The sequence below is a fragment of the Providencia hangzhouensis genome, from assembly GCF_029193595.2.
GTDB classification, from domain to species: Bacteria; Pseudomonadota; Gammaproteobacteria; order Enterobacterales; family Enterobacteriaceae; genus Providencia; species Providencia hangzhouensis.
The window spans coordinates 56,987-79,375 of record NZ_CP135054.1; the positions used below are offsets into that span (position 1 = coordinate 56,987).

At 43.5% G+C, this 22,389-nt stretch carries 25 protein-coding genes and 7 pseudogenes; 18 read left to right on the forward strand and 14 right to left on the reverse strand.

The window, feature by feature from the left end:
* Positions 1 to 280: 280 nt before the first annotated feature.
* From umuC to PZ638_RS21105, 7 genes are all read right to left on the reverse strand, one after another.
* Positions 281 to 1,549 (reverse strand): translesion error-prone DNA polymerase V subunit UmuC, encoded by a 1,269-nt coding sequence (gene umuC / locus PZ638_RS21075; RefSeq protein ID WP_071548937.1) that lies wholly within the window; start codon positions 1,547 to 1,549, stop codon positions 281 to 283.
* A 5-nt stretch (positions 1,550 to 1,554) separates the two neighbouring features.
* Positions 1,555 to 1,938 carry a translesion error-prone DNA polymerase V autoproteolytic subunit gene (gene umuD, locus PZ638_RS21080; protein WP_071548936.1) on the reverse strand — a complete coding sequence of 128 codons (384 nt, stop codon included), beginning with the start codon at positions 1,936 to 1,938 and terminating at the stop codon, positions 1,555 to 1,557.
* A 111-nt stretch (positions 1,939 to 2,049) separates the two neighbouring features.
* On the reverse strand, positions 2,050 to 2,379 hold the full coding sequence (locus PZ638_RS21085) for a hypothetical protein (RefSeq protein WP_071548935.1): 330 nt from the start codon (positions 2,377 to 2,379) through the stop codon (positions 2,050 to 2,052).
* A complete protein-coding gene (locus tag PZ638_RS21090) occupies positions 2,376 to 2,816 on the reverse strand; it encodes a hypothetical protein (protein WP_071548934.1) in 441 nt (146 codons plus the stop codon). The genes PZ638_RS21085 and PZ638_RS21090 overlap by 4 nt, the downstream gene beginning before the upstream one ends.
* A complete protein-coding gene (locus PZ638_RS21095; RefSeq protein ID WP_071548933.1) occupies positions 2,813 to 3,823 on the reverse strand; it encodes a ParB/RepB/Spo0J family partition protein in 1,011 nt (336 codons plus the stop codon). Before PZ638_RS21095 ends, PZ638_RS21090 begins: the two co-directional genes overlap by 4 nt.
* A gap of 5 nt (positions 3,824 to 3,828) precedes the next feature.
* Complete coding sequence (locus tag PZ638_RS21100) at positions 3,829 to 4,692, reverse strand: ParA family protein (protein WP_071548932.1); 864 nt, start codon at positions 4,690 to 4,692, stop codon at positions 3,829 to 3,831.
* Between the two features lie 416 nt (positions 4,693 to 5,108).
* Entirely contained in the window at positions 5,109 to 6,191 is a 1,083-nt protein-coding gene (locus tag PZ638_RS21105; protein ID WP_272577164.1) for a hypothetical protein, read from the reverse strand.
* A 136-nt stretch (positions 6,192 to 6,327) separates the two neighbouring features.
* On the opposite strand from PZ638_RS21105, the gene PZ638_RS21110 reads away from it, so the two are divergent.
* From PZ638_RS21110 to PZ638_RS21120, 3 genes are read left to right on the forward strand one after another with little or no spacing between them, the layout of a single operon-like run.
* A complete protein-coding gene (locus PZ638_RS21110) occupies positions 6,328 to 7,032 on the forward strand; it encodes an IS6-like element IS26 family transposase (protein ID WP_001067855.1) in 705 nt (234 codons plus the stop codon).
* A gap of 5 nt (positions 7,033 to 7,037) precedes the next feature.
* Complete coding sequence (locus PZ638_RS21115) at positions 7,038 to 7,817, forward strand: hypothetical protein (protein ID WP_223307992.1); 780 nt, start codon at positions 7,038 to 7,040, stop codon at positions 7,815 to 7,817.
* Between the two features lie 50 nt (positions 7,818 to 7,867).
* Positions 7,868 to 8,305, forward strand: a complete 438-nt coding sequence (locus tag PZ638_RS21120; RefSeq protein ID WP_000030933.1) for a hypothetical protein — start codon at positions 7,868 to 7,870, stop codon at positions 8,303 to 8,305.
* Positions 8,306 to 8,389: 84 nt separating this feature from the next.
* On the opposite strand, the gene PZ638_RS21125 is transcribed toward PZ638_RS21120, so the two are convergent.
* Complete coding sequence (locus PZ638_RS21125) at positions 8,390 to 9,094, reverse strand: IS6-like element IS1006 family transposase (RefSeq protein ID WP_001067784.1); 705 nt, start codon at positions 9,092 to 9,094, stop codon at positions 8,390 to 8,392.
* A gap of 63 nt (positions 9,095 to 9,157) precedes the next feature.
* Here PZ638_RS21125 and PZ638_RS21130 point away from each other — a divergent pair.
* From PZ638_RS21130 to PZ638_RS21170, 9 genes and pseudogenes are all read left to right on the forward strand, one after another.
* A pseudogene (locus PZ638_RS21130) lies at positions 9,158 to 9,988 on the forward strand (IS91-like element ISCR2 family transposase); the annotation flags it as partial.
* A 30-nt stretch (positions 9,989 to 10,018) separates the two neighbouring features.
* Complete coding sequence (locus tag PZ638_RS21135; RefSeq protein WP_001447541.1) at positions 10,019 to 10,903, forward strand: DUF3363 domain-containing protein; 885 nt, start codon at positions 10,019 to 10,021, stop codon at positions 10,901 to 10,903.
* 216 nt (positions 10,904 to 11,119) lie between these two features.
* Positions 11,120 to 12,334, forward strand: coding sequence for a chloramphenicol/florfenicol efflux MFS transporter FloR (gene floR / locus PZ638_RS21140; RefSeq protein ID WP_000214122.1), 1,215 nt, complete (start codon positions 11,120 to 11,122; stop codon positions 12,332 to 12,334).
* Between the two features lie 27 nt (positions 12,335 to 12,361).
* The gene (locus PZ638_RS21145; RefSeq protein ID WP_001255015.1) at positions 12,362 to 12,667 is read left to right on the forward strand and encodes a LysR family transcriptional regulator; all 306 of its coding nucleotides are present in this window, start codon (positions 12,362 to 12,364) and stop codon (positions 12,665 to 12,667) included.
* 111 nt (positions 12,668 to 12,778) lie between these two features.
* Positions 12,779 to 13,132: pseudogene (locus PZ638_RS21150) on the forward strand (transposase zinc-binding domain-containing protein); the annotation flags it as partial.
* A 61-nt stretch (positions 13,133 to 13,193) separates the two neighbouring features.
* Positions 13,194 to 13,898, forward strand: coding sequence for an IS6-like element IS26 family transposase (locus PZ638_RS21155; RefSeq protein WP_001067855.1), 705 nt, complete (start codon positions 13,194 to 13,196; stop codon positions 13,896 to 13,898).
* 449 nt (positions 13,899 to 14,347) lie between these two features.
* Positions 14,348 to 15,823 (forward strand): ABC-F type ribosomal protection protein Msr(E), encoded by a 1,476-nt coding sequence (msr(E), locus tag PZ638_RS21160; RefSeq protein ID WP_000052512.1) that lies wholly within the window; start codon positions 14,348 to 14,350, stop codon positions 15,821 to 15,823.
* Positions 15,824 to 15,878: 55 nt separating this feature from the next.
* Positions 15,879 to 16,763, forward strand: a complete 885-nt coding sequence (locus tag PZ638_RS21165) for an Mph(E) family macrolide 2'-phosphotransferase (protein ID WP_000155092.1) — start codon at positions 15,879 to 15,881, stop codon at positions 16,761 to 16,763.
* An 83-nt stretch (positions 16,764 to 16,846) separates the two neighbouring features.
* Complete coding sequence (locus PZ638_RS21170; RefSeq protein WP_001067855.1) at positions 16,847 to 17,551, forward strand: IS6-like element IS26 family transposase; 705 nt, start codon at positions 16,847 to 16,849, stop codon at positions 17,549 to 17,551.
* Between the two features lie 520 nt (positions 17,552 to 18,071).
* Here PZ638_RS21170 and PZ638_RS21175 read toward each other — a convergent pair.
* Entirely contained in the window at positions 18,072 to 18,275 is a 204-nt protein-coding gene (locus tag PZ638_RS21175) for a type II toxin-antitoxin system RelE/ParE family toxin (protein WP_071548929.1), read from the reverse strand.
* Between the two features lie 219 nt (positions 18,276 to 18,494).
* Here PZ638_RS21175 and PZ638_RS21285 point away from each other — a divergent pair.
* Positions 18,495 to 18,617 (forward strand): annotated as a pseudogene (locus tag PZ638_RS21285) (hypothetical protein); the annotation flags it as partial.
* Here PZ638_RS21285 and PZ638_RS21290 read toward each other — a convergent pair.
* Positions 18,564 to 18,686, reverse strand: a pseudogene (locus PZ638_RS21290) (pentapeptide repeat-containing protein); the annotation flags it as partial. The pseudogenes PZ638_RS21285 and PZ638_RS21290 overlap by 54 nt on opposite strands.
* Between PZ638_RS21290 and PZ638_RS21330 the strand changes: the two are divergent.
* Positions 18,675 to 18,719: pseudogene (locus PZ638_RS21330) on the forward strand (hypothetical protein); the annotation flags it as partial. The pseudogenes PZ638_RS21290 and PZ638_RS21330 sit on opposite strands and share 12 nt — an antisense overlap.
* A 24-nt stretch (positions 18,720 to 18,743) precedes the next feature.
* Here the strand turns inward: PZ638_RS21330 and PZ638_RS21335 are convergent.
* From PZ638_RS21335 to PZ638_RS21190, 3 genes and pseudogenes are all read right to left on the reverse strand, one after another.
* Positions 18,744 to 18,800: pseudogene (locus PZ638_RS21335) on the reverse strand (hypothetical protein); the annotation flags it as partial.
* 126 nt (positions 18,801 to 18,926) lie between these two features.
* Positions 18,927 to 19,220 carry a type II toxin-antitoxin system RelE/ParE family toxin gene (locus tag PZ638_RS21185; RefSeq protein WP_071548928.1) on the reverse strand — a complete coding sequence of 98 codons (294 nt, stop codon included), beginning with the start codon at positions 19,218 to 19,220 and terminating at the stop codon, positions 18,927 to 18,929.
* Entirely contained in the window at positions 19,213 to 19,455 is a 243-nt protein-coding gene (locus PZ638_RS21190) for a type II toxin-antitoxin system ParD family antitoxin (RefSeq protein ID WP_071548927.1), read from the reverse strand. Before PZ638_RS21190 ends, PZ638_RS21185 begins: the two co-directional genes overlap by 8 nt.
* Before the next feature lie 194 nt (positions 19,456 to 19,649).
* On the opposite strand from PZ638_RS21190, the gene PZ638_RS21195 reads away from it, so the two are divergent.
* From PZ638_RS21195 to PZ638_RS21210, 4 genes and pseudogenes are all read left to right on the forward strand, one after another.
* Positions 19,650 to 20,282, forward strand: a complete 633-nt coding sequence (locus tag PZ638_RS21195; protein ID WP_071548926.1) for a recombinase family protein — start codon at positions 19,650 to 19,652, stop codon at positions 20,280 to 20,282.
* Positions 20,283 to 20,311: 29 nt separating this feature from the next.
* Positions 20,312 to 20,584, forward strand: coding sequence for a hypothetical protein (locus PZ638_RS21200; RefSeq protein ID WP_071548925.1), 273 nt, complete (start codon positions 20,312 to 20,314; stop codon positions 20,582 to 20,584).
* Positions 20,585 to 20,936: 352 nt separating this feature from the next.
* Entirely contained in the window at positions 20,937 to 21,227 is a 291-nt protein-coding gene (locus PZ638_RS21205; RefSeq protein WP_071548924.1) for a hypothetical protein, read from the forward strand.
* Positions 21,161 to 21,568 (forward strand): annotated as a pseudogene (locus PZ638_RS21210) (recombinase family protein); the annotation flags it as partial. The gene PZ638_RS21205 and the pseudogene PZ638_RS21210, both read left to right, overlap by 67 nt.
* A gap of 53 nt (positions 21,569 to 21,621) precedes the next feature.
* On the opposite strand, the gene PZ638_RS21215 reads toward PZ638_RS21210, so the two are convergent.
* Entirely contained in the window at positions 21,622 to 22,326 is a 705-nt protein-coding gene (locus PZ638_RS21215) for an IS6-like element IS26 family transposase (protein WP_001067855.1), read from the reverse strand.
* Positions 22,327 to 22,389: the final 63 nt, after the last annotated feature.

Consider the following 22,389-nt stretch of genomic DNA (forward strand, 5'->3'; position numbering starts at 1 on the left):
TTGTCCCCATTTTCCACATTTGGCGAGCCAGTGAGCGCGCCCCAAACAGGCGCGAGAACGGGAGTGTACGGGGAACCTGCGCCAACTGTGTGTAAATGGGGTCAATCCGGCGTTCGGCTTAAGCCTGGCTCAATGCCAGCATGAAGCCGTTGCCCCGAAACGCAAAAAAAGCGTATCCACAAAATCAGTGGATAACTTGAAATAGCCCTGTTAATAACAAGGTTAATAGCCTGATTAATGAATGAATATCAACACTGCTCAAAAAAACATCACCCAATGATTAGCATTTTACGATAGGAATATCCGAGAATTGCGTTGTCCATCGGGGCGAGAGAAATTGCTGCTTCATTTTCCATAAAGCCGATTGCGATTGAACCCCCTGACCTGCAAACCAGATAGCGCCTTTTCCGCGATTAATCTGGTCAATCGTCTGCATCAGTTCACCACTTTTGCGAAAAGCATGGCCACTTTCAAACAAATTCAGCTGCACTTGCCCTGAAGGGGAAAATTCACTGAGTAATATGCCACTTTTGCTGTATTTCACATTCGGAAGCCAAAGTCGGTCAAATAACCCCACAGCCGCCTGAAGAATCTCGCGTGTATCTTGGGTCGGATAAATGAGAGCTTGGGTTTCTTGACGATAATAGTGCGGCTCATGATGGGAAAAATGGCTACTCTGCACCCACAAGGTCACTAATCGACAATACTGTTTTTCTTCCCGCAGTTTTTCTGCTGCACGTTCAGCAAAGGCACATACCGATTGGCGAACCAATTCGTAGTCCATGACTTTATGGCCAAAAGAGCGAGAGCAAATAATTTGTTGCTTGGCGGGCGCGACTTCTTCAAGTTCCAGACAGGATTCACCATTCAACTCTCGCACGGTTCGTTCTAATACCACGGAGTACATTTGGCGCGCCTGGGTCGTTGACAACCGACTTAAATCCAAGGCAGTTTCAATTCCGCTTTGATTCAGGCGTTTTGCCAGTTTACGCCCTATTCCCCAAACGTCCCCAACGGGCACGAGGGCCATAAGTTTCTTCTGACGACTGGGCGAACTTAAATCGACGACACCACCTGTTTTCTTCCACGTTTTGGCGGCATGATTCGCCAACTTAGCTAGCGTTTTGGTACTGGAAATCCCCACCCCCACAGGCAAATGCGCACACTGGAATACATCCTCTTTTAATTTATGGCCAAGTTCATGCCAGGAATACAATGAATCCATACCTGTCAGGTTACAAAAACATTCATCAATACTGTAAACCTCAATTTGAGGCACAATTTGAGCAACCACCGCCATAAATCGATTACTAAAATCGGCATACAAGGGATAATTTGAAGAAAAAACAGTGACTTGTTTTTGCTTGATTATCTGCTTAATTTCAAAATAAGGGGCTCCCATACGGATATAAGGTTTAGCCGCCGCCGAACGCGCAATCACACAGCCATCATTATTCGAAAGGCAAACAATCGGCTTTCCTTTTAAATCAGGCCTAAAGACAGATTCACAGGAGGTGTACATGGAATTGACATCGATAAGCGCAAACATACTTTTCACCGACAGGTATGCACGGCATAACGAACGACACCGAAGATTTGCACGTCTGTATCGTCATTGATTGGGATAGCGGGAAATTGACTGTTAGCAGGAATAAGGGCTTTAGTCGGTGTGATTTGCAGGTACTTGCAGGTGAATTCGCCATCGTATTCAGCAACGACAATTTCCCCATGACGGGCAGTAAGGTGACTTTCGACTACCAATAAGTCACCGTCAAAAATCCCCGCATCCTTCATCGAATCCCCTGAAGCTCGAAGAAAATAAGTACTTTCAGGATATCGAATTAATTCAGCATCGAGGGATAGCCTGCGCTCAATGTGATCTTGAGCGGGACTGGGAAAACCACAGGCAACTAGACTTTCGAAAATAGGAATTTGCATAGGGCACCAACACTGTATAAATACACAGTGTGAGTATACTTTACTCCATTTTAAAAAACAAACATGTGAATTTATAATTCACATCTACTATTTCGCATGCGAAATGGTTTTCTAATTCCTTCTATACAAACGTAATACATCAGATGTTAATTTATAATGCTGCTTACCCCACCGTCCAAAAATGTTCTCCTCAATATAATCTCGGTTATTTTTGTCACCTTGATCTCTATAGTAGTATATTAAAATGATTCCTTTATCTTTTAGATAGTTTGCAACTTGAGTTATATTTGTCCTTACATAACCAGTATTTGATTGGAACAAATCAAGATCAATACCATCGAATCCGTTATCAAAAGCATCAAGTAAATATGCTAGCAAGGATGATGATATTGAACGACGTCCTGAAGATGTAATTATTTTTTCTAGTCCCGAAAAAGTCATTTTCTTTTTTTATGCCTTCTAAAATTTGCATCTTCCTCTATGGCTGCAGTAATCCAGCCTGCTGCAATATCTTTATTTATATGTTTAGGTAGATAACTTAACATCTCAGCTATACTATTTTTCTTATATAACCGTTGCAATAGCGATGCCATTCCGCACCATTCTACATGTGTGCTTGGTTTCCATTCATTAGCAAATAATAATAGAAGAGCGCTTTGTGCAGCCCAAAGTGGCGTGTTTGTCGGTGTTGTTTTTGTCCATTGGATTAATGCAGAACCTGGAATTGATTTAGACCTTTCAGTAAGACCGAGCTCAATTGCTGTTTGACATAATATTTTTGATTTTTCTGTTGCTGTACCAGATAGTTGCAATAACCATGTTTTAATAATCTGGCCACGAAACTCTGTGGCCATAGTTGAAAATGGCGTACCTATCATTTGATCTGTACTAACCCTTTTACTATTAATTTATCAACATTGACAGAGTTGATGCTATTTTCAAGCTTTACCCATACAACCCCGTCACTTTCAGGCTTTTTATCCGTGAGAATAATACCTATCTTGTTATCAAACTCCACCTGAACATGCCACACATCATTTGTATTAACTTGAGATTTTGAATGAGAAACTTGTTTTGATTTCGCATGCGAAATTTTTTCTTTATCTCTATTTTTTATTTTACTTAATTCATCTTTTGCTTCATTACGAGAAACACCATTTTTTCTTGCTTTTTCAACAAGTTTTTCAGCAATTTTGGGGTTAATTTCATTTATCTGAGTAAGTGTATATGCTAAGTCTACATCTAAAGTTACTTTATCTTTTAGTAATGTGGTAACACTTTCAGGAGCACTTATTAATTTTAAATGTTTACTCACAAATGATGTAGGTTTACCTACAGTTTTTGCTATTTCTTCTCCAGTCATTCCATGAACTGTTTTAAGCTCATTAAATGCTATTGCTGTTGCTAAAGGTTTAAGGCCGGATTGTTGTAGGTTTTCTATCAACTGACCAATAATTCGAAATTTATCGTTTTTAGGTGGAGAACCGACATAAATATCAATAAAGGTATCTCCTCTTTTTTTTGCTGTTCGCCAACGAGTTTCACCCATCCAAATTCTATAACCAGCCCTATCTTTTGGATAACAACGCGGTGGTGTTAATATCCCTACAGTGTTAAATGTATCAGCCATTCCCTCTATTATGGAGTCATCAAAATCTTCCTCTGGACGAACTTGACTTTCTGCATAAACTTCATCTATTGGAACTCTAATTATTTGCCCTTCCGTTTCTAATTCAGGGCGGGCAATATCAGTCATAATTTGGTGAGCATCAATATCTCTGATTTCCTCATTAGGTGACTTAGTTTCAATAACTTTGTTAATTGCTTCGGTTGCCGATTTACGATTTTGATCACGTAGTCGACTCAAAAATTGTTTTTTAGCCATTTAATTTATCCTACCTGTTTCACAATTCGTTTTGCTAATTCTTCATATTGAATTGCTGGTTTAGATTTAGGCTCATATTCTTTAAATGTCATACCTAATTCTATAGCTTCTTTTGCTGTTGCTTGAGCAAACGAAATATAAGCTAAGATATAATCTTGGGTATAACCTTTATCTTCAAGTATTTCGACTAGCATATTAAGGTTATGAGTATCCACAGCCCCCAAATAACCATCAAAAAGTGGTTTTGAATAGTTCGCAACTGTAGCTTGAGTCACATAGGTTCCCAAAAATTGTAACGATGGATTATAGTTTTTCTTTATTTTTTGCATGTAAGTTAATTGTTTAGCTACAGCATTCCTTGATTGTTTTTCTAGTAAGGTTGGAATTAATAAATAATCAGCAGCCATATGACTTGCTACCATTACATTAGAATATGAAGGGGCTGAGTCTATAAAAATAAAATCATATTTTTCCTTCAATTCTAATATACGATCTCGGAAATCAAACATACAATCAGAGTGTCTATAGTTAACCTCATTAAGTTCACTCGTTGTGCCTATGAAGTCACGTCCATCATCTAGAGTTATCGGTTTAATGTCAGTATTAGAAAAAAACAATTGATAGGTATTAGCCTCACCAGGGGTGAACTCATGCTTTAATGGTTCTTTTTCAATTTCCAATGGAAGTTCATTCGGAAAGGTACGTTCTGTTAACCCTGTAGTCCAATCCGCATCAATTTCTAGAACTGAATACCCCATTTTTTGCAAGTTGAAAGATATTTCATTAGTAGATTGAGACTTAACTACACCACCTTTCTGGCTGCACACTACTATTAGCTTGCCAAGTTTTTTTCCTGTTTTGAGTTCCATATTAGAATCCTTAGTATTTCGCATGCGAAATGTTGAGAAAGGTGTGGTGTGACAAGAATATACTTATATTAATATCAATTTTCATATCCACTCCTATGAGTCAGGCGTTTCGCCTAAAAAGACACAACTTCATGTATCTTTGAAAGCTATGAATCTAAATTCATATCTTGAGGGGATTATATCATAAATTCATTGCATATCAATATTGATATGCAATGAATTTCGCATGCGAAATTTTCTAAAAGATTATCTTATGCTTACATTAAGAACCTTCAACATACCATTTAAGTATAACTATATGATAAGTATATTTTAGTTATCGATTTTTATATCATTGAAATGATATTTGTGATTTAAACGATACACTATCATTTAAATCACAATGGAAGGCTCTTAAATTATGTTACCTATTCTTTTTACTCTTCTAGCAGTGAAACACCTATCGGCAACCCGCTCGCTTCATCGTAATCTACCACATATTTTCCAAAACCACCCTCAAGTGCTTTTTGCGAAATAGAAACTTCATTGGTTGTTTCATTAGCCACATGCACACCTGCCTTAATAAATAGTTGCCTTATATAACCAAGATAGCTATTTAATTCCATCAAGTACCCAGCAACTGTTTTAGTCATGAGACAACTAACTGGATTGTCATCAGAGATTCTTGTCAACTCATCTAACCGTTTGTGTTCTATATGTCTAGCTGAAAGATCTCTAGGCTCAAATGGCCTTGTTGTATTAGGGTTTGTTAAAAATACGCCCTTATTTTTTTTGTTCTTAACATGCTCATAAATCACCTCTGCCAGTCCATAATCTTCCCTTAACGTTAGAACAAAGACACCTGAAATTGAATTGTAACGATCGGTTCTGAATCTGTTTGTATCTACAGATGAATTATTTTGGTTAATGATGAAATCGTTATTGGCTCTTACTATCTGGTGATTATTATCACTCTGATTCTTAATCCAATGAGCTTGCCCTATACCCATTAAAGCCTCGATAATTAAAGGAAGTCCGCTACAGCCTTCTGCAATTTCACAATTTAGCCCTATGGTGGGGAGGTCTAAAGGGAAAAACAGCGAGTCATTAATAACTATTATTGTAGCATCTCCCTCACTTATGATTCCGTCGTTTATATAAGTGACTATTTTTTTATTTTTCTCTCTAACCGCTGCAGTGGTTTTTAATAGCGTTGTATATGATGCTAAACGAGCTCCTTCTTGTGTGGGGTTTAGTCTATAATTTGGGTCTTTAAATTGTTTCTCCAATTTCGGCACGGGGCTTGGGGTTATGACTTCAAACCACGTAACTTTACCATTTTTTTCTGCTTTAAAATCTGGCCCTTCCTTGTCACTGCTTAACTTATAACCATCACGAATTAGCCGATCGGAGAATAAAATCTCTGACATTCTTTGTTCGTATTTGTATGGTTCTTTAGAGAGAATTTCAGAAGTAAAGGTAGGATCATTTAATCCTAACTCATAAAACCTGTTCGCCATTAACTTAAGTCTGCCGACAGCTTCGTTGATTAGAAAGAAACCATCACCATACCTTTTCTATAGAGTTTTTTTCGGCACTGTTGCAAATAGTCGGTGGTGATAAACTTATCATCCCCTTTTGCTGATGGAGCTGCACATGAACCCATTCAAAGGCCGGCATTTTCAGCGTGACATCATTCTGTGGGCCGTACGCTGGTACTGCAAATACGGCATCAGTTACCGTGAGCTGCAGGAGATGCTGGCTGAACGCGGAGTGAATGTCGATCACTCCACGATTTACCGCTGGGTTCAGCGTTATGCGCCTGAAATGGAAAAACGGCTGCGCTGGTACTGGCGTAACCCTTCCGATCTTTGCCCGTGGCACATGGATGAAACCTACGTGAAGGTCAATGGCCGCTGGGCGTATCTGTACCGGGCCGTCGACAGCCGGGGCCGCACTGTCGATTTTTATCTCTCCTCCCGTCGTAACAGCAAAGCTGCATACCGGTTTCTGGGTAAAATCCTCAACAACGTGAAGAAGTGGCAGATCCCGCGATTCATCAACACGGATAAAGCGCCCGCCTATGGTCGCGCGCTTGCTCTGCTCAAACGCGAAGGCCGGTGCCCGTCTGACGTTGAACACCGACAGATTAAGTACCGGAACAACGTGATTGAATGCGATCATGGCAAACTGAAACGGATAATCGGCGCCACGCTGGGATTTAAATCCATGAAGACGGCTTACGCCACCATCAAAGGTATTGAGGTGATGCGTGCACTACGCAAAGGCCAGGCCTCAGCATTTTATTATGGTGATCCCCTGGGCGAAATGCGCCTGGTAAGCAGAGTTTTTGAAATGTAAGGCCTTTGAATAAGACAAAAGGCTGCCTCATCGCTAACTTTGCAACAGTGCCGAAAATCTCATATGATCAGAATTACAATCCTGTTGAAAAAGAAGTTACACCTTTTGAAAACTTCAAAAAAGTTCTAGGACGATCAGAAAAGAAAGAATTTTCTACAGACTTCACTTTAGTAGACAAGCAAGAAAAATTGATCAAAGCATATCTGCAAGATCACCGCCACCATATTGAAGATAAGCGGGAGATATACGGAATTAACTCGAAGATACATGCTTTAACTTCAGAGAATCGTACATTCACGAAGGAAGAAATTGTTACCGAGGTTCGTGCGAATCTTAAATCTAAATCTATTTTAGGTGATGAGATCGGTAGCATTAGAGGTATGAAAATTGCAAAAGGTGAGCTTCTCAAACTTGAGGAAGGGTTACAGATCAAGACTGGATTCTTTAAGAAAGAAACCTTTGAGAAGGGAACAGAATTAAAGGTTCTTGATGCCTACAAGATGAAAGATAAACCAATGATTAAAGCTCGAATCAATGATATGGAATATGAGATTCCATTTGAAAAACTTTCTGTTAAGTATTCAGATCGGTACTTCACAGAGTTTAAAGATCAGAGCGCACACCGTTTTACTGCCCGCAATAAAACTGAAGTTTATAGCGAGTACCGTGAGCAGTTATTGAAGCAAAAGATTACTGCACCGGAAGAAAATTTGAATGCTCCTAATCACAAGATGAAGCTGCAAAGCAATCTTAATACTACCCCTAGAAATACACCTAGAATCTAACTTCACCTGGCATAAGCAAGTGAAAATAACAAACCATAAAAGACTTTTTAATGAGTAAAGATGATCATGATAAATTTGTATTATTCCTGATAGTTGTAGGCTTTATCGTGTTAGTTGTTTGCGGTCTTGCGTGGCAGGGAGCAGGCATCTTTAACTTGCCTTTCACAGTGATGCTATGGACTATCATTAGATTAATTATCGTGGTATCGCTTGTATTTATTACTGGAAAATTCGGTCTATCAAGAGAGTTTACTTTCCCCGCAGCAGCAGTAGGTTTAGCTTTTAGTTTATTCCCTGTCCTTGATCATATTGCGTTAGGTTATTCTGCTAAAAATTTCTATGAAACCACTAATTTTATGGGGCAAACGGTTCGGGAATTTGGTGCCAGTAAAATTACGGTCTGGTGGGGTTCGATTTATGCCAAAATAGCCTATGCTAGCCTTGCAGGTTTAATTGGATATGGTGTTAAGGTCGCCACTGATGATTAAAAAAGAAAAACCAACTTGAAGTTGGTTTTTTTGGCACTGTTGCAAATAGAGATTTGAGTCGATGATGTTCCCTTTAAAAAGTACTTAGAGACCGAAAACCCTGTTGATTAGACACACTTCACCCTGAGGCTGACCATAATAAAATGACGATGCTTGTCCTTTACGTAGTGCACGCATGACTTCAATACCTTTAATTGTGGCATAAGCCGTCTTCATAGATTTGAATCCTAATGTGGCCCTGATGATCCGCTTTAGCTTGCCATGATCACATTCAATCACGTTATTTTTATACTTAATCTGCCTGTGCTCAAGGTCTGGTGGACATTTACCTTCCCGTTTTAACCGTGATAAAGCACGTCCATATGTGGGTGCTTTATCCGTGTTGATCACTTGTGGAATTTGCCACTTCTTCACATTATTTAAAATTTTTCCAAGAAAACAATATGCTGATTTGGTATTACGTCTAGAAGAAAGATAAAAATCAATGGTATCGCCACGTTGATCGACTGCACGATACAGATAAGACCATCGTCCATTCACTTTTACATAGGTTTCATCAATATGCCACGAGCTCAGATCTGTAGGATTACGCCAATACCAGCGTAAACGTTTTTCTATTTCAGGAGCATAACGTTGAACCCAACGGTAAATAGTCGTGTGATCAACATTCACACCCCGTTCGGCCAGCATTTCCTGCAGTTCACGATAGCTAATGCCATATTTACAATACCAGCGCACAGCCCAAAGAATGATTTCGCCCTGAAAATGCCGACCATGGAAAGGATTCATATGCTGCACCTTTAGCTAAAACAGTCTTCAGCTTACCATTCGTGGTTATTTGCAACAGTGCCGCTGACGCACACCATCGCCCACCGGGTGGGTCGCTATCTGGAACGGCAAGGCCTGCTGGAACGGGATGTCGAAAACAGCTATCTGGCCTCGGATGCGGTGGATGACGACCCGATGACACCCCTGCTGGGGCACTCGATCACTTACCGTATCGCTGTCGGTTCACAGGCGGGGCGAAAGGTGTTCACTTTGCAAACTCTGCCGACCAGTGGTGATCCGTTCGGTGACGGGATTGGCAAGGTAGCCGGGTCCAGCCTGCACGCCGGCGTGGCGGCCAGGGCCGATGAACGCAAGAAGCTCGAACGGCTGTGCCGGTACATCAGCCGCCCGGCGGTATCCGAGAAGCGGCTGTCGTTAACACGAGGCGGCAACGTGCGCTACCAGCTCAAGACGCCGTACCGGGACGGCACCACGCACGTCATTTTCGAACCATTGGATTTCATTGCAAGGCTGGCCGCCCTGGTACCGAAGCCCAGAGTCAACCTAACCCGCTTCCACGGGGTGTTCGCACCCAACAGTCGGCACCGGGCGTTGGTCACGCCGGCAAAACGGGGCAGGGGCAACAAGGTCAGGGTGGCTGATGAACCGGCAACACCAGCACAACGGCGAGCGTCGATGACATGGGCGCAACGGCTCAAGCGTGTTTTCAATATCGACATCGAGACCTGCAGCGGCTGCGGCGGCGCCATGAAAGTCATCGCCTGCATTGAAGACCCTATAGTGATCAAGCAGATCCTTGATCACCTGAAGCACAAAGCCGAAACCAGCGGGACCAGGGCGTTACCCGAAAGCCGGGCGCCACCGGCTGAGCTGCTCCTGGGTCTGTTTGACTGACGAGCCTGAAGGCCAACGATACCAATCAAAATGCTGCGTTCACAGCGCCGCGGCAGGGATCCGCCGTGCTGGTTGTCGGAAAAGGAGCCGCTAGTGGGAAAGAGGAGGGTAAATTTTCAGCGTTGCTGGCTCCCCGTCAGCCGGATTGGGTTGCATCGCAGGGGTGTCGAAAGAGTCAACTGCGGTCCAAAGCTGTTGGACTTGGGTGAAAAGGGCGTTTATTCTTCCTATACGTGCCGCGTTCCAGGCGGCGACTATGAGGGCTATGTCGATGCCCATGTGCGCCGGCTGGAGGCGCTACGCCGGGCCGGTATCGTCGAGCGGATCGACGCCGACCAATGGCGCATCCCCGATGATCTGGTCAGCCGTGCCGCCGCCCATGACGCCGGCCGAGACAGTCAGGCCAGCGTTCGCGTCCTTTCCCCGGTCGATCTGAACAAACAGATCGGATCGGACGGCGCGACCTGGCTGGACCGGCGGCTGATCCACGGCGAGACGGCCGACCTTGCGCCAACCGGCTTCGGGCAACAAGTCCGCGAAGCCATGGACCAGCGCCGCGAGCACCATATCGAACAGGGCGACGCCACCCGCAGCCGGGACAGCCGCGTCTTCTACCGGCGCAACCTTCTCGCCATCCTGCGGGAGCGCGAGGTAGCCGGCGTCGGATCGGATATGGCTTTGAGTAAGGGCCTGCCGTTCCGCGCCGCCACGGACGGCGAGAGCGTCAGCGGCAAGTTTACCGGAACCGTGCATCTATCGAGCGGCAAGTTCGCCGTGGTCGAGAAATCCCATGAGTTCACCCTTGTCCCGTGGCGGCCGATCATCGACCGCCAACTCGGCCGCGAGGTTATGGGCATCGTGCAGGGCGGGTCGGTGTCGTGGCAGTTAGGGCGGCAGAGGGGGCTGGAACGCTGAGTGCGCCCATGCCGCATTGCGAAGCAAAAGATAATCGGATAAAATGTAGCAATTCATATTCGTAAGCGTGGAGTAATCAGATGGGAAATTCCAAGTCAGCAGACAAGTAAGCCGCAACAACCAGTATTGTTGTTGCGGCGCTCTGTAAGGCTAGTCTCATCTGATTGCTGACGAGCAGACGTCGCCCGGTATTCCTTAATCGAGGGTTGATTCGTCATGACCACCACACGCCCCGCGTGGGCCTATACGCTGCCGGCAGCACTGCTGCTGATGGCTCCTTTCGACATCCTCGCTTCACTGGCGATGGATATTTATCTCCCTGTCGTTCCAGCGATGCCCGGCATCCTGAACACGACGCCCGCTATGATCCAACTCACGTTGAGCCTCTATATGGTGATGCTCGGCGTGGGCCAGGTGATTTTTGGTCCGCTCTCAGACAGAATCGGGCGACGGCCAATTCTACTTGCGGGCGCAACGGCTTTCGTCATTGCGTCTCTGGGAGCAGCTTGGTCTTCAACTGCACCGGCCTTTGTCGCTTTCCGTCTACTTCAAGCAGTGGGCGCGTCGGCCATGCTGGTGGCGACGTTCGCGACGGTTCGCGACGTTTATGCCAACCGTCCTGAGGGTGTCGTCATCTACGGCCTTTTCAGTTCGATGCTGGCGTTCGTGCCTGCGCTCGGCCCTATCGCCGGAGTATTGATCGGCGAGTTCTTGGGATGGCAGGCGATATTCATTACTTTGGCTATACTGGCGATGCTCGCACTCCTAAATGCGGGTTTCAGGTGGCACGAAACCCGCCCTCTGGATCAAGTCAAGACGCGCCGATCTGTCTTGCCGATCTTCGCGAGTCCGGCTTTTTGGGTTTACACTGTCGGCTTTAGCGCCGGTATGGGCACCTACTTCGTCTTCTTCTCGACGGCTCCCCGTGTGCTCATAGGCCAAGCGGAATATTCCGAGATCGGATTCAGCTTTGCCTTCGCCACTGTCGCGCTTGTAATGATCGTGACAACCCGTTTCGCGAAGTCCTTTGTCGCCAGATGGGGCATCGCAGGATGCGTGGCGCGTGGGATGGCGTTGCTTGTTTGCGGAGCGGTCCTGTTGGGGATCGGCGAACTTTACGGCTCGCCGTCATTCCTCACCTTCATCCTACCGATGTGGGTTGTCGCGGTCGGTATTGTCTTCACGGTGTCCGTTACCGCGAACGGCGCTTTGGCAGAGTTCGACGACATCGCGGGATCAGCGGTCGCGTTCTACTTCTGCGTTCAAAGCCTGATAGTCAGCATTGTCGGGACATTGGCGGTGGCACTTTTAAACGGTGACACAGCGTGGCCCGTGATCTGTTACGCCACGGCGATGGCGGTACTGGTTTCGTTGGGGCTGGTGCTCCTTCGGCTCCGTGGGGCTGCCACCGAGAAGTCGCCAGTCGTCTAACCGACGACTGGTAGCAGGCCCGCTCCGATGCGGCGCACTAACCATCGAAACCTCGTGAATGTCGGTATCCTGTCTGGCAGGATACCGCTCATTTCCCTTGTTCAGTTCATCGCCGTCGCCGAGCATCTGAATTTTCGGCATGCGGCCAAGGCACTTGGTATCAGCCAGTCGAGCGTCAGCGCGCGTGTGAAAGCGCTGGAGGATAACCTTGGTGTCCTGCTATTTGAGCGCCATGCGCGGGGCGTTCGGCTAACAGACGCAGGCAGGCACTTCATGGAGCGTGTCACGGCGGGTGTCGATCAACTCGATCACGCAGTGAAGACCGCGGAGTGACGGGCACTGGCTGGCAATGTCTAGCAACGGCAGGCATTTCGGCTGAGGGTAAAAGAACTTTCCGCTAAGCGATAGACTGTATGTAAACACAGTATTGCAAGGACGCGGAACATGCCTCATGTGGCGGCCAGGACGGCCAGCCGGGATCGGGATACTGGTCGTTACCAGAGCCACCGACCCGAGCAAACCCTTCTCTATCAGATCGTTGACGAGTATTACCCGGCATTCGCTGCGCTTATGGCAGAGGAGGGAAAGGAATTGCCGGGCTATGTGCAACGGGAATTTGAAGAATTTCTCCAATGCGGGCGGCTGGAGCATGGCTTTCTACGGGTTCGCTGCGAGTCTTGCCACGCCGAGCACCTGGTCGCTTTCAGCTGTAAGCGTCGCGGTTTCTGCCCGAGCTGTGGGGCGCGGCGGATGGCCGAAAGTGCCGCCTTGCTGGTTGATGAAGTACTGCCTGAACGGCACTGTTGCAAATAGTCGGTGGTGATAAACTTATCATCCCCTTTTGCTGATGGAGCTGCACATGAACCCATTCAAAGGCCGGCATTTTCAGCGTGACATCATTCTGTGGGCCGTACGCTGGTACTGCAAATACGGCATCAGTTACCGTGAGCTGCAGGAGATGCTGGCTGAACGCGGAGTGAATGTCGATCACTCCACGATTTACCGCTGGGTTCAGCGTTATGCGCCTGAAATGGAAAAACGGCTGCGCTGGTACTGGCGTAACCCTTCCGATCTTTGCCCGTGGCACATGGATGAAACCTACGTGAAGGTCAATGGCCGCTGGGCGTATCTGTACCGGGCCGTCGACAGCCGGGGCCGCACTGTCGATTTTTATCTCTCCTCCCGTCGTAACAGCAAAGCTGCATACCGGTTTCTGGGTAAAATCCTCAACAACGTGAAGAAGTGGCAGATCCCGCGATTCATCAACACGGATAAAGCGCCCGCCTATGGTCGCGCGCTTGCTCTGCTCAAACGCGAAGGCCGGTGCCCGTCTGACGTTGAACACCGACAGATTAAGTACCGGAACAACGTGATTGAATGCGATCATGGCAAACTGAAACGGATAATCGGCGCCACGCTGGGATTTAAATCCATGAAGACGGCTTACGCCACCATCAAAGGTATTGAGGTGATGCGTGCACTACGCAAAGGCCAGGCCTCAGCATTTTATTATGGTGATCCCCTGGGCGAAATGCGCCTGGTAAGCAGAGTTTTTGAAATGTAAGGCCTTTGAATAAGACAAAAGGCTGCCTCATCGCTAACTTTGCAACAGTGCCTAAAATAAGCCTTATATCCAAGCATAAAACAAGGTTGTCTAGACTTCTTTTAACAGTAAAGTTATCATAAAACTGAATTTTATTTTTTAGGTAAGTTTATGCATTCTATCCGCATTCGTTAAGACACAACTATTTGCATAGTGACACTATTTTATAATGGTGGGCTTTTGTTGTGTCTTTAAGAATATATGCGGATATATAAAGTAAAAGTATGCTTAATTTATAAGTATGCTTTTAGTGCATAGTTTCCAGTTATAACTTAATTGACTAGCTATTTGTCCACCCTGTGGATGAATAGCTTTTTTTTTGGGAGGACACTGTGATGCTAGCTTTTGTTTTCACCTAAATCCTGTTTGCTGCATAAAAAATTTCAAGAGCTAAACAGGAGTAAATAAAAATGAGTTTAATTATTAAAGCGAGAAACATACGCTTGGATTATGCTGGGCGTGATGTTTTGGATATTGATGAATTGGAAATTCACTCTTATGACCGTATTGGTCTTGTGGGTGATAACGGAGCAGGAAAGAGTAGTTTACTCAAAGTACTTAATGGCGAAATTGTTTTAGCCGAAGCGACATTACAGCGTTTTGGTGATTTTGCACATATCAGCCAACTGGGCGGAATCGAAATAGAAACGGTCGAAGACCGGGCAATGTTATCTCGCCTTGGTGTTTCCAATGTACAAAACGACACAATGAGTGGCGGAGAGGAAACTCGTGCAAAAATTGCTGCCGCATTTTCCCAACAAGTACATGGCATTCTAGCGGATGAACCAACCAGCCACCTTGATCTCAATGGAATAGATCTACTTATTGGTCAACTTAAAGCATTTGATGGAGCATTACTTGTTATCAGTCATGACCGATATTTTCTTGATATGGTTGTAGACAAGATATGGGAGTTAAAAGACGGTAAAATTACGGAATATTGGGGTGGTTACTCGGATTACTTGCGTCAAAAAGAAGAAGAGCGACAACACCAAGCCGTAGAATATGAGCTGATGATGAAGGAACGGGAGCGATTAGAATCTGCTGTGCAAGAAAAACGCCAGCAAGCTAATCGATTAGACAATAAGAAAAAAGGAGAAAAATCCAAAAACTCTACCGAAAGTGCTGGACGACTTGGGCATGCAAAAATGACTGGCACCAAGCAAAGAAAACTGTATCAGGCAGCTAAGAGTATGGAAAAGCGTTTGGCTGCATTAGAAGATATTCAAGCACCAGAGCATTTGCGTTCTATTCGTTTTCGTCAAAGTTCAGCCCTAGAACTGCACAATAAGTTCCCGATTACGGCAGATGGTCTGAGCTTAAAATTTGGTAGCCGTACTATCTTTGATGACGCTAACTTTATAATACCGCTTGGCGCTAAAGTCGCTATAACTGGATCGAATGGAACAGGGAAAACGTCCTTGTTAAAAATGATATCAGAACGTGCTGATGGATTAACCATATCTCCAAAAGCTGAAATTGGCTACTTTACACAAACAGGATATAAATTTAACACGCATAAATCTGTGCTCTCCTTTATGCAGGAAGAGTGCGAGTACACAGTTGCGGAAATTCGTGCAGTATTGGCTTCAATGGGGATCGGAGCGAATGATATTCAAAAAAACTTATCCGACTTATCGGGAGGTGAAATCATCAAACTGCTTTTATCCAAAATGCTTTTAGGAAAATATAATATTTTGCTTATGGATGAACCAGGAAACTATCTTGACCTAAAAAGTATTGCCGCATTAGAAACAATGATGAAGTCCTATGCAGGAACTATTATCTTCGTATCTCATGACAAGCAATTGGTCGATAATATTGCTGACATTATCTACGAGATCAAAGACCACAAAATCATCAAGACTTTTGAGAGAGATTGTTAATGATAGCCAATCTAATCCGAACATTAATTATTGAACTCTTTAAAGGAAATTAAAAATGACAATTCAAGATATTCAATCACTTGCTGAAGCACACGGCTTGTTGCTTACGGACAAAATGAATTTCAATGAAATGGGCATTGATTTTAAGGTCGTTTTTGCTCTTGATACAAAGGGGCAACAATGGTTGCTGCGTATTCCTCGTCGTGATGGCATGAGGGAACAAATCAAGAAAGAAAAACGCATTTTAGAATTGGTAAAAAAACATCTTTCTGTAGAGGTTCCTGATTGGAGAATTTCATCTACAGAATTAGTGGCTTATCCCATACTTAAAGATAATCCTGTTTTAAATTTGGATGCTGAAACCTATGAAATAATTTGGAATATGGACAAAGATAGCCCGAAATACATAACATCTTTGGCAAAAACCTTATTTGAAATCCATAGTATTCCTGAAAAAGAAGTTCGGGAAAATGATTTGAAAATTATGAAACCTTCAGATTTAAGACCTGAAATAGCAAACAATTTGCAGTTAGTAAAATCTGAAATTGGTATAAGTGAGCAATTGGAAACCCGCTACAGAAAATGGTTGGATAATGATGTTCTATGGGCAGATTTCACCCAATTTATACATGGCGATTTATATGCTGGGCATGTACTAGCTTCAAAGGATGGAGCTGTTTCAGGCGTTATTGATTGGTCAACAGCCCATATAGATGACCCAGCGATTGATTTTGCTGGGCATGTAACTTTGTTTGGAGAAGAAAGCCTCAAAACTCTAATCATCGAGTATGAAAAACTAGGGGGTAAAGTTTGGAATAAACTATATGAACAGACTTTAGAAAGAGCAGCGGCCTCTCCTTTGATGTATGGTTTATTTGCCTTAGAAACTCAAAATGAAAGCCTTATCGTTGGAGCAAAAGCTCAGTTGGGAGTTATATAATTTAAAAATATGATTGCTGAGGCACTGTTGCAAATAGTCGGTGGTGATAAACTTATCATCCCCTTTTGCTGATGGAGCTGCACATGAACCCATTCAAAGGCCGGCATTTTCAGCGTGACATCATTCTGTGGGCCGTACGCTGGTACTGCAAATACGGCATCAGTTACCGTGAGCTGCAGGAGATGCTGGCTGAACGCGGAGTGAATGTCGATCACTCCACGATTTACCGCTGGGTTCAGCGTTATGCGCCTGAAATGGAAAAACGGCTGCGCTGGTACTGGCGTAACCCTTCCGATCTTTGCCCGTGGCACATGGATGAAACCTACGTGAAGGTCAATGGCCGCTGGGCGTATCTGTACCGGGCCGTCGACAGCCGGGGCCGCACTGTCGATTTTTATCTCTCCTCCCGTCGTAACAGCAAAGCTGCATACCGGTTTCTGGGTAAAATCCTCAACAACGTGAAGAAGTGGCAGATCCCGCGATTCATCAACACGGATAAAGCGCCCGCCTATGGTCGCGCGCTTGCTCTGCTCAAACGCGAAGGCCGGTGCCCGTCTGACGTTGAACACCGACAGATTAAGTACCGGAACAACGTGATTGAATGCGATCATGGCAAACTGAAACGGATAATCGGCGCCACGCTGGGATTTAAATCCATGAAGACGGCTTACGCCACCATCAAAGGTATTGAGGTGATGCGTGCACTACGCAAAGGCCAGGCCTCAGCATTTTATTATGGTGATCCCCTGGGCGAAATGCGCCTGGTAAGCAGAGTTTTTGAAATGTAAGGCCTTTGAATAAGACAAAAGGCTGCCTCATCGCTAACTTTGCAACAGTGCCTTTTTTTCCATATATTGCTTAATTCCTCTAATATCGGACAATGAAGCACATCCATTATTGCATCCCCTTTTCGTTAGTGTCTCTTAAACAAAAGACTTACTAAGTCCTATGATTAATTTCAGTCTTTTATTTTGACTTATCAAACTCACTGATGTCTTTTATATTATGACATTTTAAACATCGTAAATTAGGCCTGAAGCGGTGTTTTTTTAGTCGGTAAATAACATTTAACGTACACCTGTCTCCACTAATCGATTTTTCAAACGATCATTTCTGGATTTTCCAACTAATCATATCTCACTAAAAATAGTTCAATTAAAGTATACCTTATCTGCACCAAGCAATATGGTACGCATTTCTTATAAAAATCGACTTATAGAGAACCAGTTCCGCACGATAAGTTTAAAGAAACTAAGCTAGTTAATGAGAAGGGATTTATAAAAAATGAGTTAACTGAAGTTTTCGAGTTTACAGGTCAATCTCATCAAAATAAAAGTGTTTTAGTGGCTCCATTTGTTGATGAAGAATTCGGATAACAAAAATATCATCGGTTCTATATCGGTAAAAAATTGCATGCTTAGAGTGGTTATGACGCCTAACCCCAACTGCAATTTCTGTATACTCGAATATCCCTTCAAAGTCTTTAGCCGCTAAATTGGAAAGTTTATACATTATGAGCGTTCTTCACTTTCTTAGCGCTGAGTGAAAAATGCGCAAATTTATTATTTGCAACAAGCCCATATTTCTTACTCCTCGCTTTATGACAAATTTGTAATCATTTTTTAATCAATAACCCATAGTTATAATGGTAGTATTAATATAAATAAACTGATAGAGAGTAAATTTGTTATGAAAAAATTAATATTGGTAATCTTAACTAGTGCGTTATGTATGACAGCTGCAGCTTCTTATGCAGACAGCATGGCTAAAGACAGCATGGCTAAAGACAGCATGGCTAAAGATAGCATGGCTAAAGACAGCATGGCTAAAGACAGCATGGCTAAAGATAGCATGGCTAAAGATAGCATGGCTAAAGATAGCATGGCTAAAGATAGCATGGCTAAAGATAGCATGGCTAAAGATAGCATGGCTAAAGATAGCATGGCTAAAGATAGCATGGCTAAAGATAGCATGGCTAAAGATAGCATGGCTAAAGATAGCATGGCTAAAGATGATAAAATGTAATGCTGTATTAATAAATAATAGCTAAATATTCATATAAGTACCTTTTTTAGGTTATCTTTCTGATAAAACTAAAGAGGGTACTTTAATCTTCAGCATGAAAATAATGCTATTAAAATATTTGTCTACTTACTTTTCAAACTACTCAAAATAAAAGTGTTTTAGTGGCTCCATTTGTTGATGAAGAATTCGGATAACAAAAATATCATCGGTTCTATATCGGTAAAAAATTGCATGCTTAGAGTGGTTATGACGCCTAACCCCAACTGCAATTTCTGTACACTCGATTCCTATCAATGGATTAGGGCTAATCACTTCTAATACATCGTGTAAGTTTTTAGTGTATTCATCTGCTTTCCTAATACCAAAATTCACGAGGGTATACTCGAATATCCCTTCAAAGTCTTTAGCCGCTAAATTAGAAAGTTTATACATTATGAGCGTTCTTCACTTTCTTAGCGATATCTTGGAGTGTTAACGACGACTCACCACTTTGCTCACCTGCATCAATTAACATCTTCAATGCTGCTGTTTGCTTTTCTTGGACCTCAAGTAAACGTAGAGCAGAGCGAACGACTTCACTTGTTGAGCCATATCTTCCTGACGAAATGAGTTGATTGACAAACTCATCCAATTGAGCCCCGATTGTTACACTTGTTGTACGAGCCATAGCACCACCTTTTGTGTTAATTATTAACACAATAATTTTAGTTAGCCTATTTGATAAAATCAAGTCAATTAGACTTATAGCATTAGGGTATACCCCAAAGCGAGAACCTAAAATGCATCAAATCACTATCAATGCAATAATCTATATGCGATACTTTTAATGAGATAATTTAAATGCGATAGATTGGTGAAAAAATGTTCATACGAGCTTACCTCAGAGCCTCTTCTGAAGATCAATATGCAGATAGAGCAAAAAATATGCTAAATGATTTTGTTGAAGAACGAGGAGGACGAATTGCGAATTATTATCGCGAGCATATTAGTGGCACAAAATTAGAACGCCCTGAACTTTCGCGTTTACTCAGTGATAGTCAACAAGGTGATATTTTATTAGTTGAACAAATTGATAGGCTCACTCGATTAAACAATACCGATTGGCTAAAATTAAAAAAACAAATAGAGCAACATGAGTTACGGATTGTCAGTCTCGATATACCAACATCTTGGCAAGCCTTAAATAACCAAGATCCCACACAGAATGACCCTATCACTCAAGCTGTACTTTCTGCTATTAATACCATGTTGATTGATTTGATGGCAGCAATGTCACACAAAGATTGGATCAGTCGCCGCGAACGACAAAAACAAGGTATCGAGCGCGCTCAGACTTTAGGTAAATACAAAGGAAAGCAGGCGGATAAAGAGCGTCATGAGAAAGTGATTTATTACCGAAAAACCAAAGGACTCAGTATTCGAGAAACCGCTGAGGCTACTGGCTATAGTCGTTCACAAGTCTGTCGAATTCAACTACGTTATCAACAAAAATAATCAGCATTCTATTTAGAGAGGAAAAACGTATGGCGATACCAACAGAACAACTCCTCGGACTATTACGTCGAGGATATACAATCACCACATTTTATCGTTTATTTGCAAAGGCCGCCTTTCAATCCTCGGTTCGCATACCTGAAGGTTATCTTTTACTATCACAAAATGGGGAAGAAGAAGGCGTTTTAACGCATATCGAATTCCAGTCGATTAAATACTTACTCATCGAACACAATATATGGGAAGAAGTCATTGGTTCTACACTTTATGGTGGAAGCAGCTGGTCTTTAAAAACCAAATAGAATTAATGTGTTATTGAGAAATGAGGTATATCACGATTACCTGTCACAAAATATAATATTACATCTACTTTTATCCCCCATCAGACTCAACGTTAATGTCACTATTTTGAATAAAATCACATGCAATGAAATATAAAGACAAATAAATCACTAATACAAGATAAGTTATTTTTTTATTTCATTTTACCCACAAAAAACAGAAATAAAAATAACCAAATTACTTATCCAAACATTTAATCACTAAAAACTGCTGATTCACTGGCATAAATTGATCTAAATAGTTTCATTAATAAACGAATGATTGAGATATCTCAACCCAAACTGTAAATTACGGTCAATTATAACGTTGAAAATGAAAACTATTCGTAATTTTATGTCAATCAAATCTATCTGTTTCGTGTTCATACTTGCAACTTTATTTGCTGCTCATGCGAGCAAGGCAGCCAATATTCTGACGCTCTCAAATCGTGATGCTATTCAATTCGAACAACGCCAACGGTTAGAGTCTGAACTCAATCAACGCCAGCTATTAGAAACACAGAACAACCTCATCCTCAATAAAGACGGCATTACGCCATTAAAGGATATCTTCGCGCATCAACCCATGAACAGGATGCATCAAGAGCAAAAAATGAACTATTGAAATTTGTCGAGGGAATGGGACTACAGATTGCCTGCTGGTTTGAAGAGAATGAATCGGGCGCCCAACTTCACAGACCTGAACTCTTTCGCTTACTCAATGTGGCCATGCCAGGTGATATTATTTAAGTTGAACAGGTGGATAGAATTAGCCGCTTGAATACGGATGACTGGGAAAAATTAAAATATCTCATTGGACATAAAGGGTTGAAGGTTGTTTCTTTAGATCTCCCAACCAGCTATCAATTTATGAATCGCACCGATGAGTTTACGGAACGAATGCTTGCCGCCTTTAACAGTATGATGTTAGACATGCTGGCAGCGGTTGCGAGAAAGGATTACGAAGGGCACTGTTGCAAAGTTAGCGATGAGGCAGCCTTTTGTCTTATTCAAAGGCCTTACATTTCAAAAACTCTGCTTACCAGGCGCATTTCGCCCAGGGGATCACCATAATAAAATGCTGAGGCCTGGCCTTTGCGTAGTGCACGCATCACCTCAATACCTTTGATGGTGGCGTAAGCCGTCTTCATGGATTTAAATCCCAGCGTGGCGCCGATTATCCGTTTCAGTTTGCCATGATCGCATTCAATCACGTTGTTCCGGTACTTAATCTGTCGGTGTTCAACGTCAGACGGGCACCGGCCTTCGCGTTTGAGCAGAGCAAGCGCGCGACCATAGGCGGGCGCTTTATCCGTGTTGATGAATCGCGGGATCTGCCACTTCTTCACGTTGTTGAGGATTTTACCCAGAAACCGGTATGCAGCTTTGCTGTTACGACGGGAGGAGAGATAAAAATCGACAGTGCGGCCCCGGCTGTCGACGGCCCGGTACAGATACGCCCAGCGGCCATTGACCTTCACGTAGGTTTCATCCATGTGCCACGGGCAAAGATCGGAAGGGTTACGCCAGTACCAGCGCAGCCGTTTTTCCATTTCAGGCGCATAACGCTGAACCCAGCGGTAAATCGTGGAGTGATCGACATTCACTCCGCGTTCAGCCAGCATCTCCTGCAGCTCACGGTAACTGATGCCGTATTTGCAGTACCAGCGTACGGCCCACAGAATGATGTCACGCTGAAAATGCCGGCCTTTGAATGGGTTCATGTGCAGCTCCATCAGCAAAAGGGGATGATAAGTTTATCACCACCGACTATTTGCAACAGTGCC

Coding starts and splice junctions, on each gene's coding strand:
- PZ638_RS21195 (WP_071548926.1), top strand. CDS start 19,650: ATGTTCATACGAGCTTACCTCAGAGCCTCTTCTGAAGATCAATATGCA.
- PZ638_RS21190 (WP_071548927.1), bottom strand. CDS start 19,455: ATGGCTCGTACAACAAGTGTAACAATCGGGGCTCAATTGGATGAGTTT.
- PZ638_RS21110 (WP_001067855.1), top strand. CDS start 6,328: ATGAACCCATTCAAAGGCCGGCATTTTCAGCGTGACATCATTCTGTGG.
- PZ638_RS21200 (WP_071548925.1), top strand. CDS start 20,312: ATGGCGATACCAACAGAACAACTCCTCGGACTATTACGTCGAGGATAT.
- PZ638_RS21175 (WP_071548929.1), bottom strand. CDS start 18,275: ATGTATAAACTTTCCAATTTAGCGGCTAAAGACTTTGAAGGGATATTC.
- PZ638_RS21090 (WP_071548934.1), bottom strand. CDS start 2,816: ATGATAGGTACGCCATTTTCAACTATGGCCACAGAGTTTCGTGGCCAG.
- umuC (WP_071548937.1), bottom strand. CDS start 1,549: ATGTTTGCGCTTATCGATGTCAATTCCATGTACACCTCCTGTGAATCT.
- PZ638_RS21205 (WP_071548924.1), top strand. CDS start 20,937: ATGAAAACTATTCGTAATTTTATGTCAATCAAATCTATCTGTTTCGTG.
- PZ638_RS21185 (WP_071548928.1), bottom strand. CDS start 19,220: ATGTATAAACTTTCTAATTTAGCGGCTAAAGACTTTGAAGGGATATTC.
- PZ638_RS21120 (WP_000030933.1), top strand. CDS start 7,868: ATGAGTAAAGATGATCATGATAAATTTGTATTATTCCTGATAGTTGTA.
- PZ638_RS21165 (WP_000155092.1), top strand. CDS start 15,879: ATGACAATTCAAGATATTCAATCACTTGCTGAAGCACACGGCTTGTTG.
- PZ638_RS21145 (WP_001255015.1), top strand. CDS start 12,362: ATGCGGCGCACTAACCATCGAAACCTCGTGAATGTCGGTATCCTGTCT.
- floR (WP_000214122.1), top strand. CDS start 11,120: ATGACCACCACACGCCCCGCGTGGGCCTATACGCTGCCGGCAGCACTG.
- umuD (WP_071548936.1), bottom strand. CDS start 1,938: ATGCAAATTCCTATTTTCGAAAGTCTAGTTGCCTGTGGTTTTCCCAGT.
- PZ638_RS21155 (WP_001067855.1), top strand. CDS start 13,194: ATGAACCCATTCAAAGGCCGGCATTTTCAGCGTGACATCATTCTGTGG.
- PZ638_RS21105 (WP_272577164.1), bottom strand. CDS start 6,191: ATGGCGAACAGGTTTTATGAGTTAGGATTAAATGATCCTACCTTTACT.
- PZ638_RS21170 (WP_001067855.1), top strand. CDS start 16,847: ATGAACCCATTCAAAGGCCGGCATTTTCAGCGTGACATCATTCTGTGG.
- PZ638_RS21100 (WP_071548932.1), bottom strand. CDS start 4,692: ATGGAACTCAAAACAGGAAAAAAACTTGGCAAGCTAATAGTAGTGTGC.
- PZ638_RS21095 (WP_071548933.1), bottom strand. CDS start 3,823: ATGGCTAAAAAACAATTTTTGAGTCGACTACGTGATCAAAATCGTAAA.
- PZ638_RS21135 (WP_001447541.1), top strand. CDS start 10,019: ATGCTGCGTTCACAGCGCCGCGGCAGGGATCCGCCGTGCTGGTTGTCG.
- PZ638_RS21085 (WP_071548935.1), bottom strand. CDS start 2,379: ATGACTTTTTCGGGACTAGAAAAAATAATTACATCTTCAGGACGTCGT.
- PZ638_RS21215 (WP_001067855.1), bottom strand. CDS start 22,326: ATGAACCCATTCAAAGGCCGGCATTTTCAGCGTGACATCATTCTGTGG.
- PZ638_RS21125 (WP_001067784.1), bottom strand. CDS start 9,094: ATGAATCCTTTCCATGGTCGGCATTTTCAGGGCGAAATCATTCTTTGG.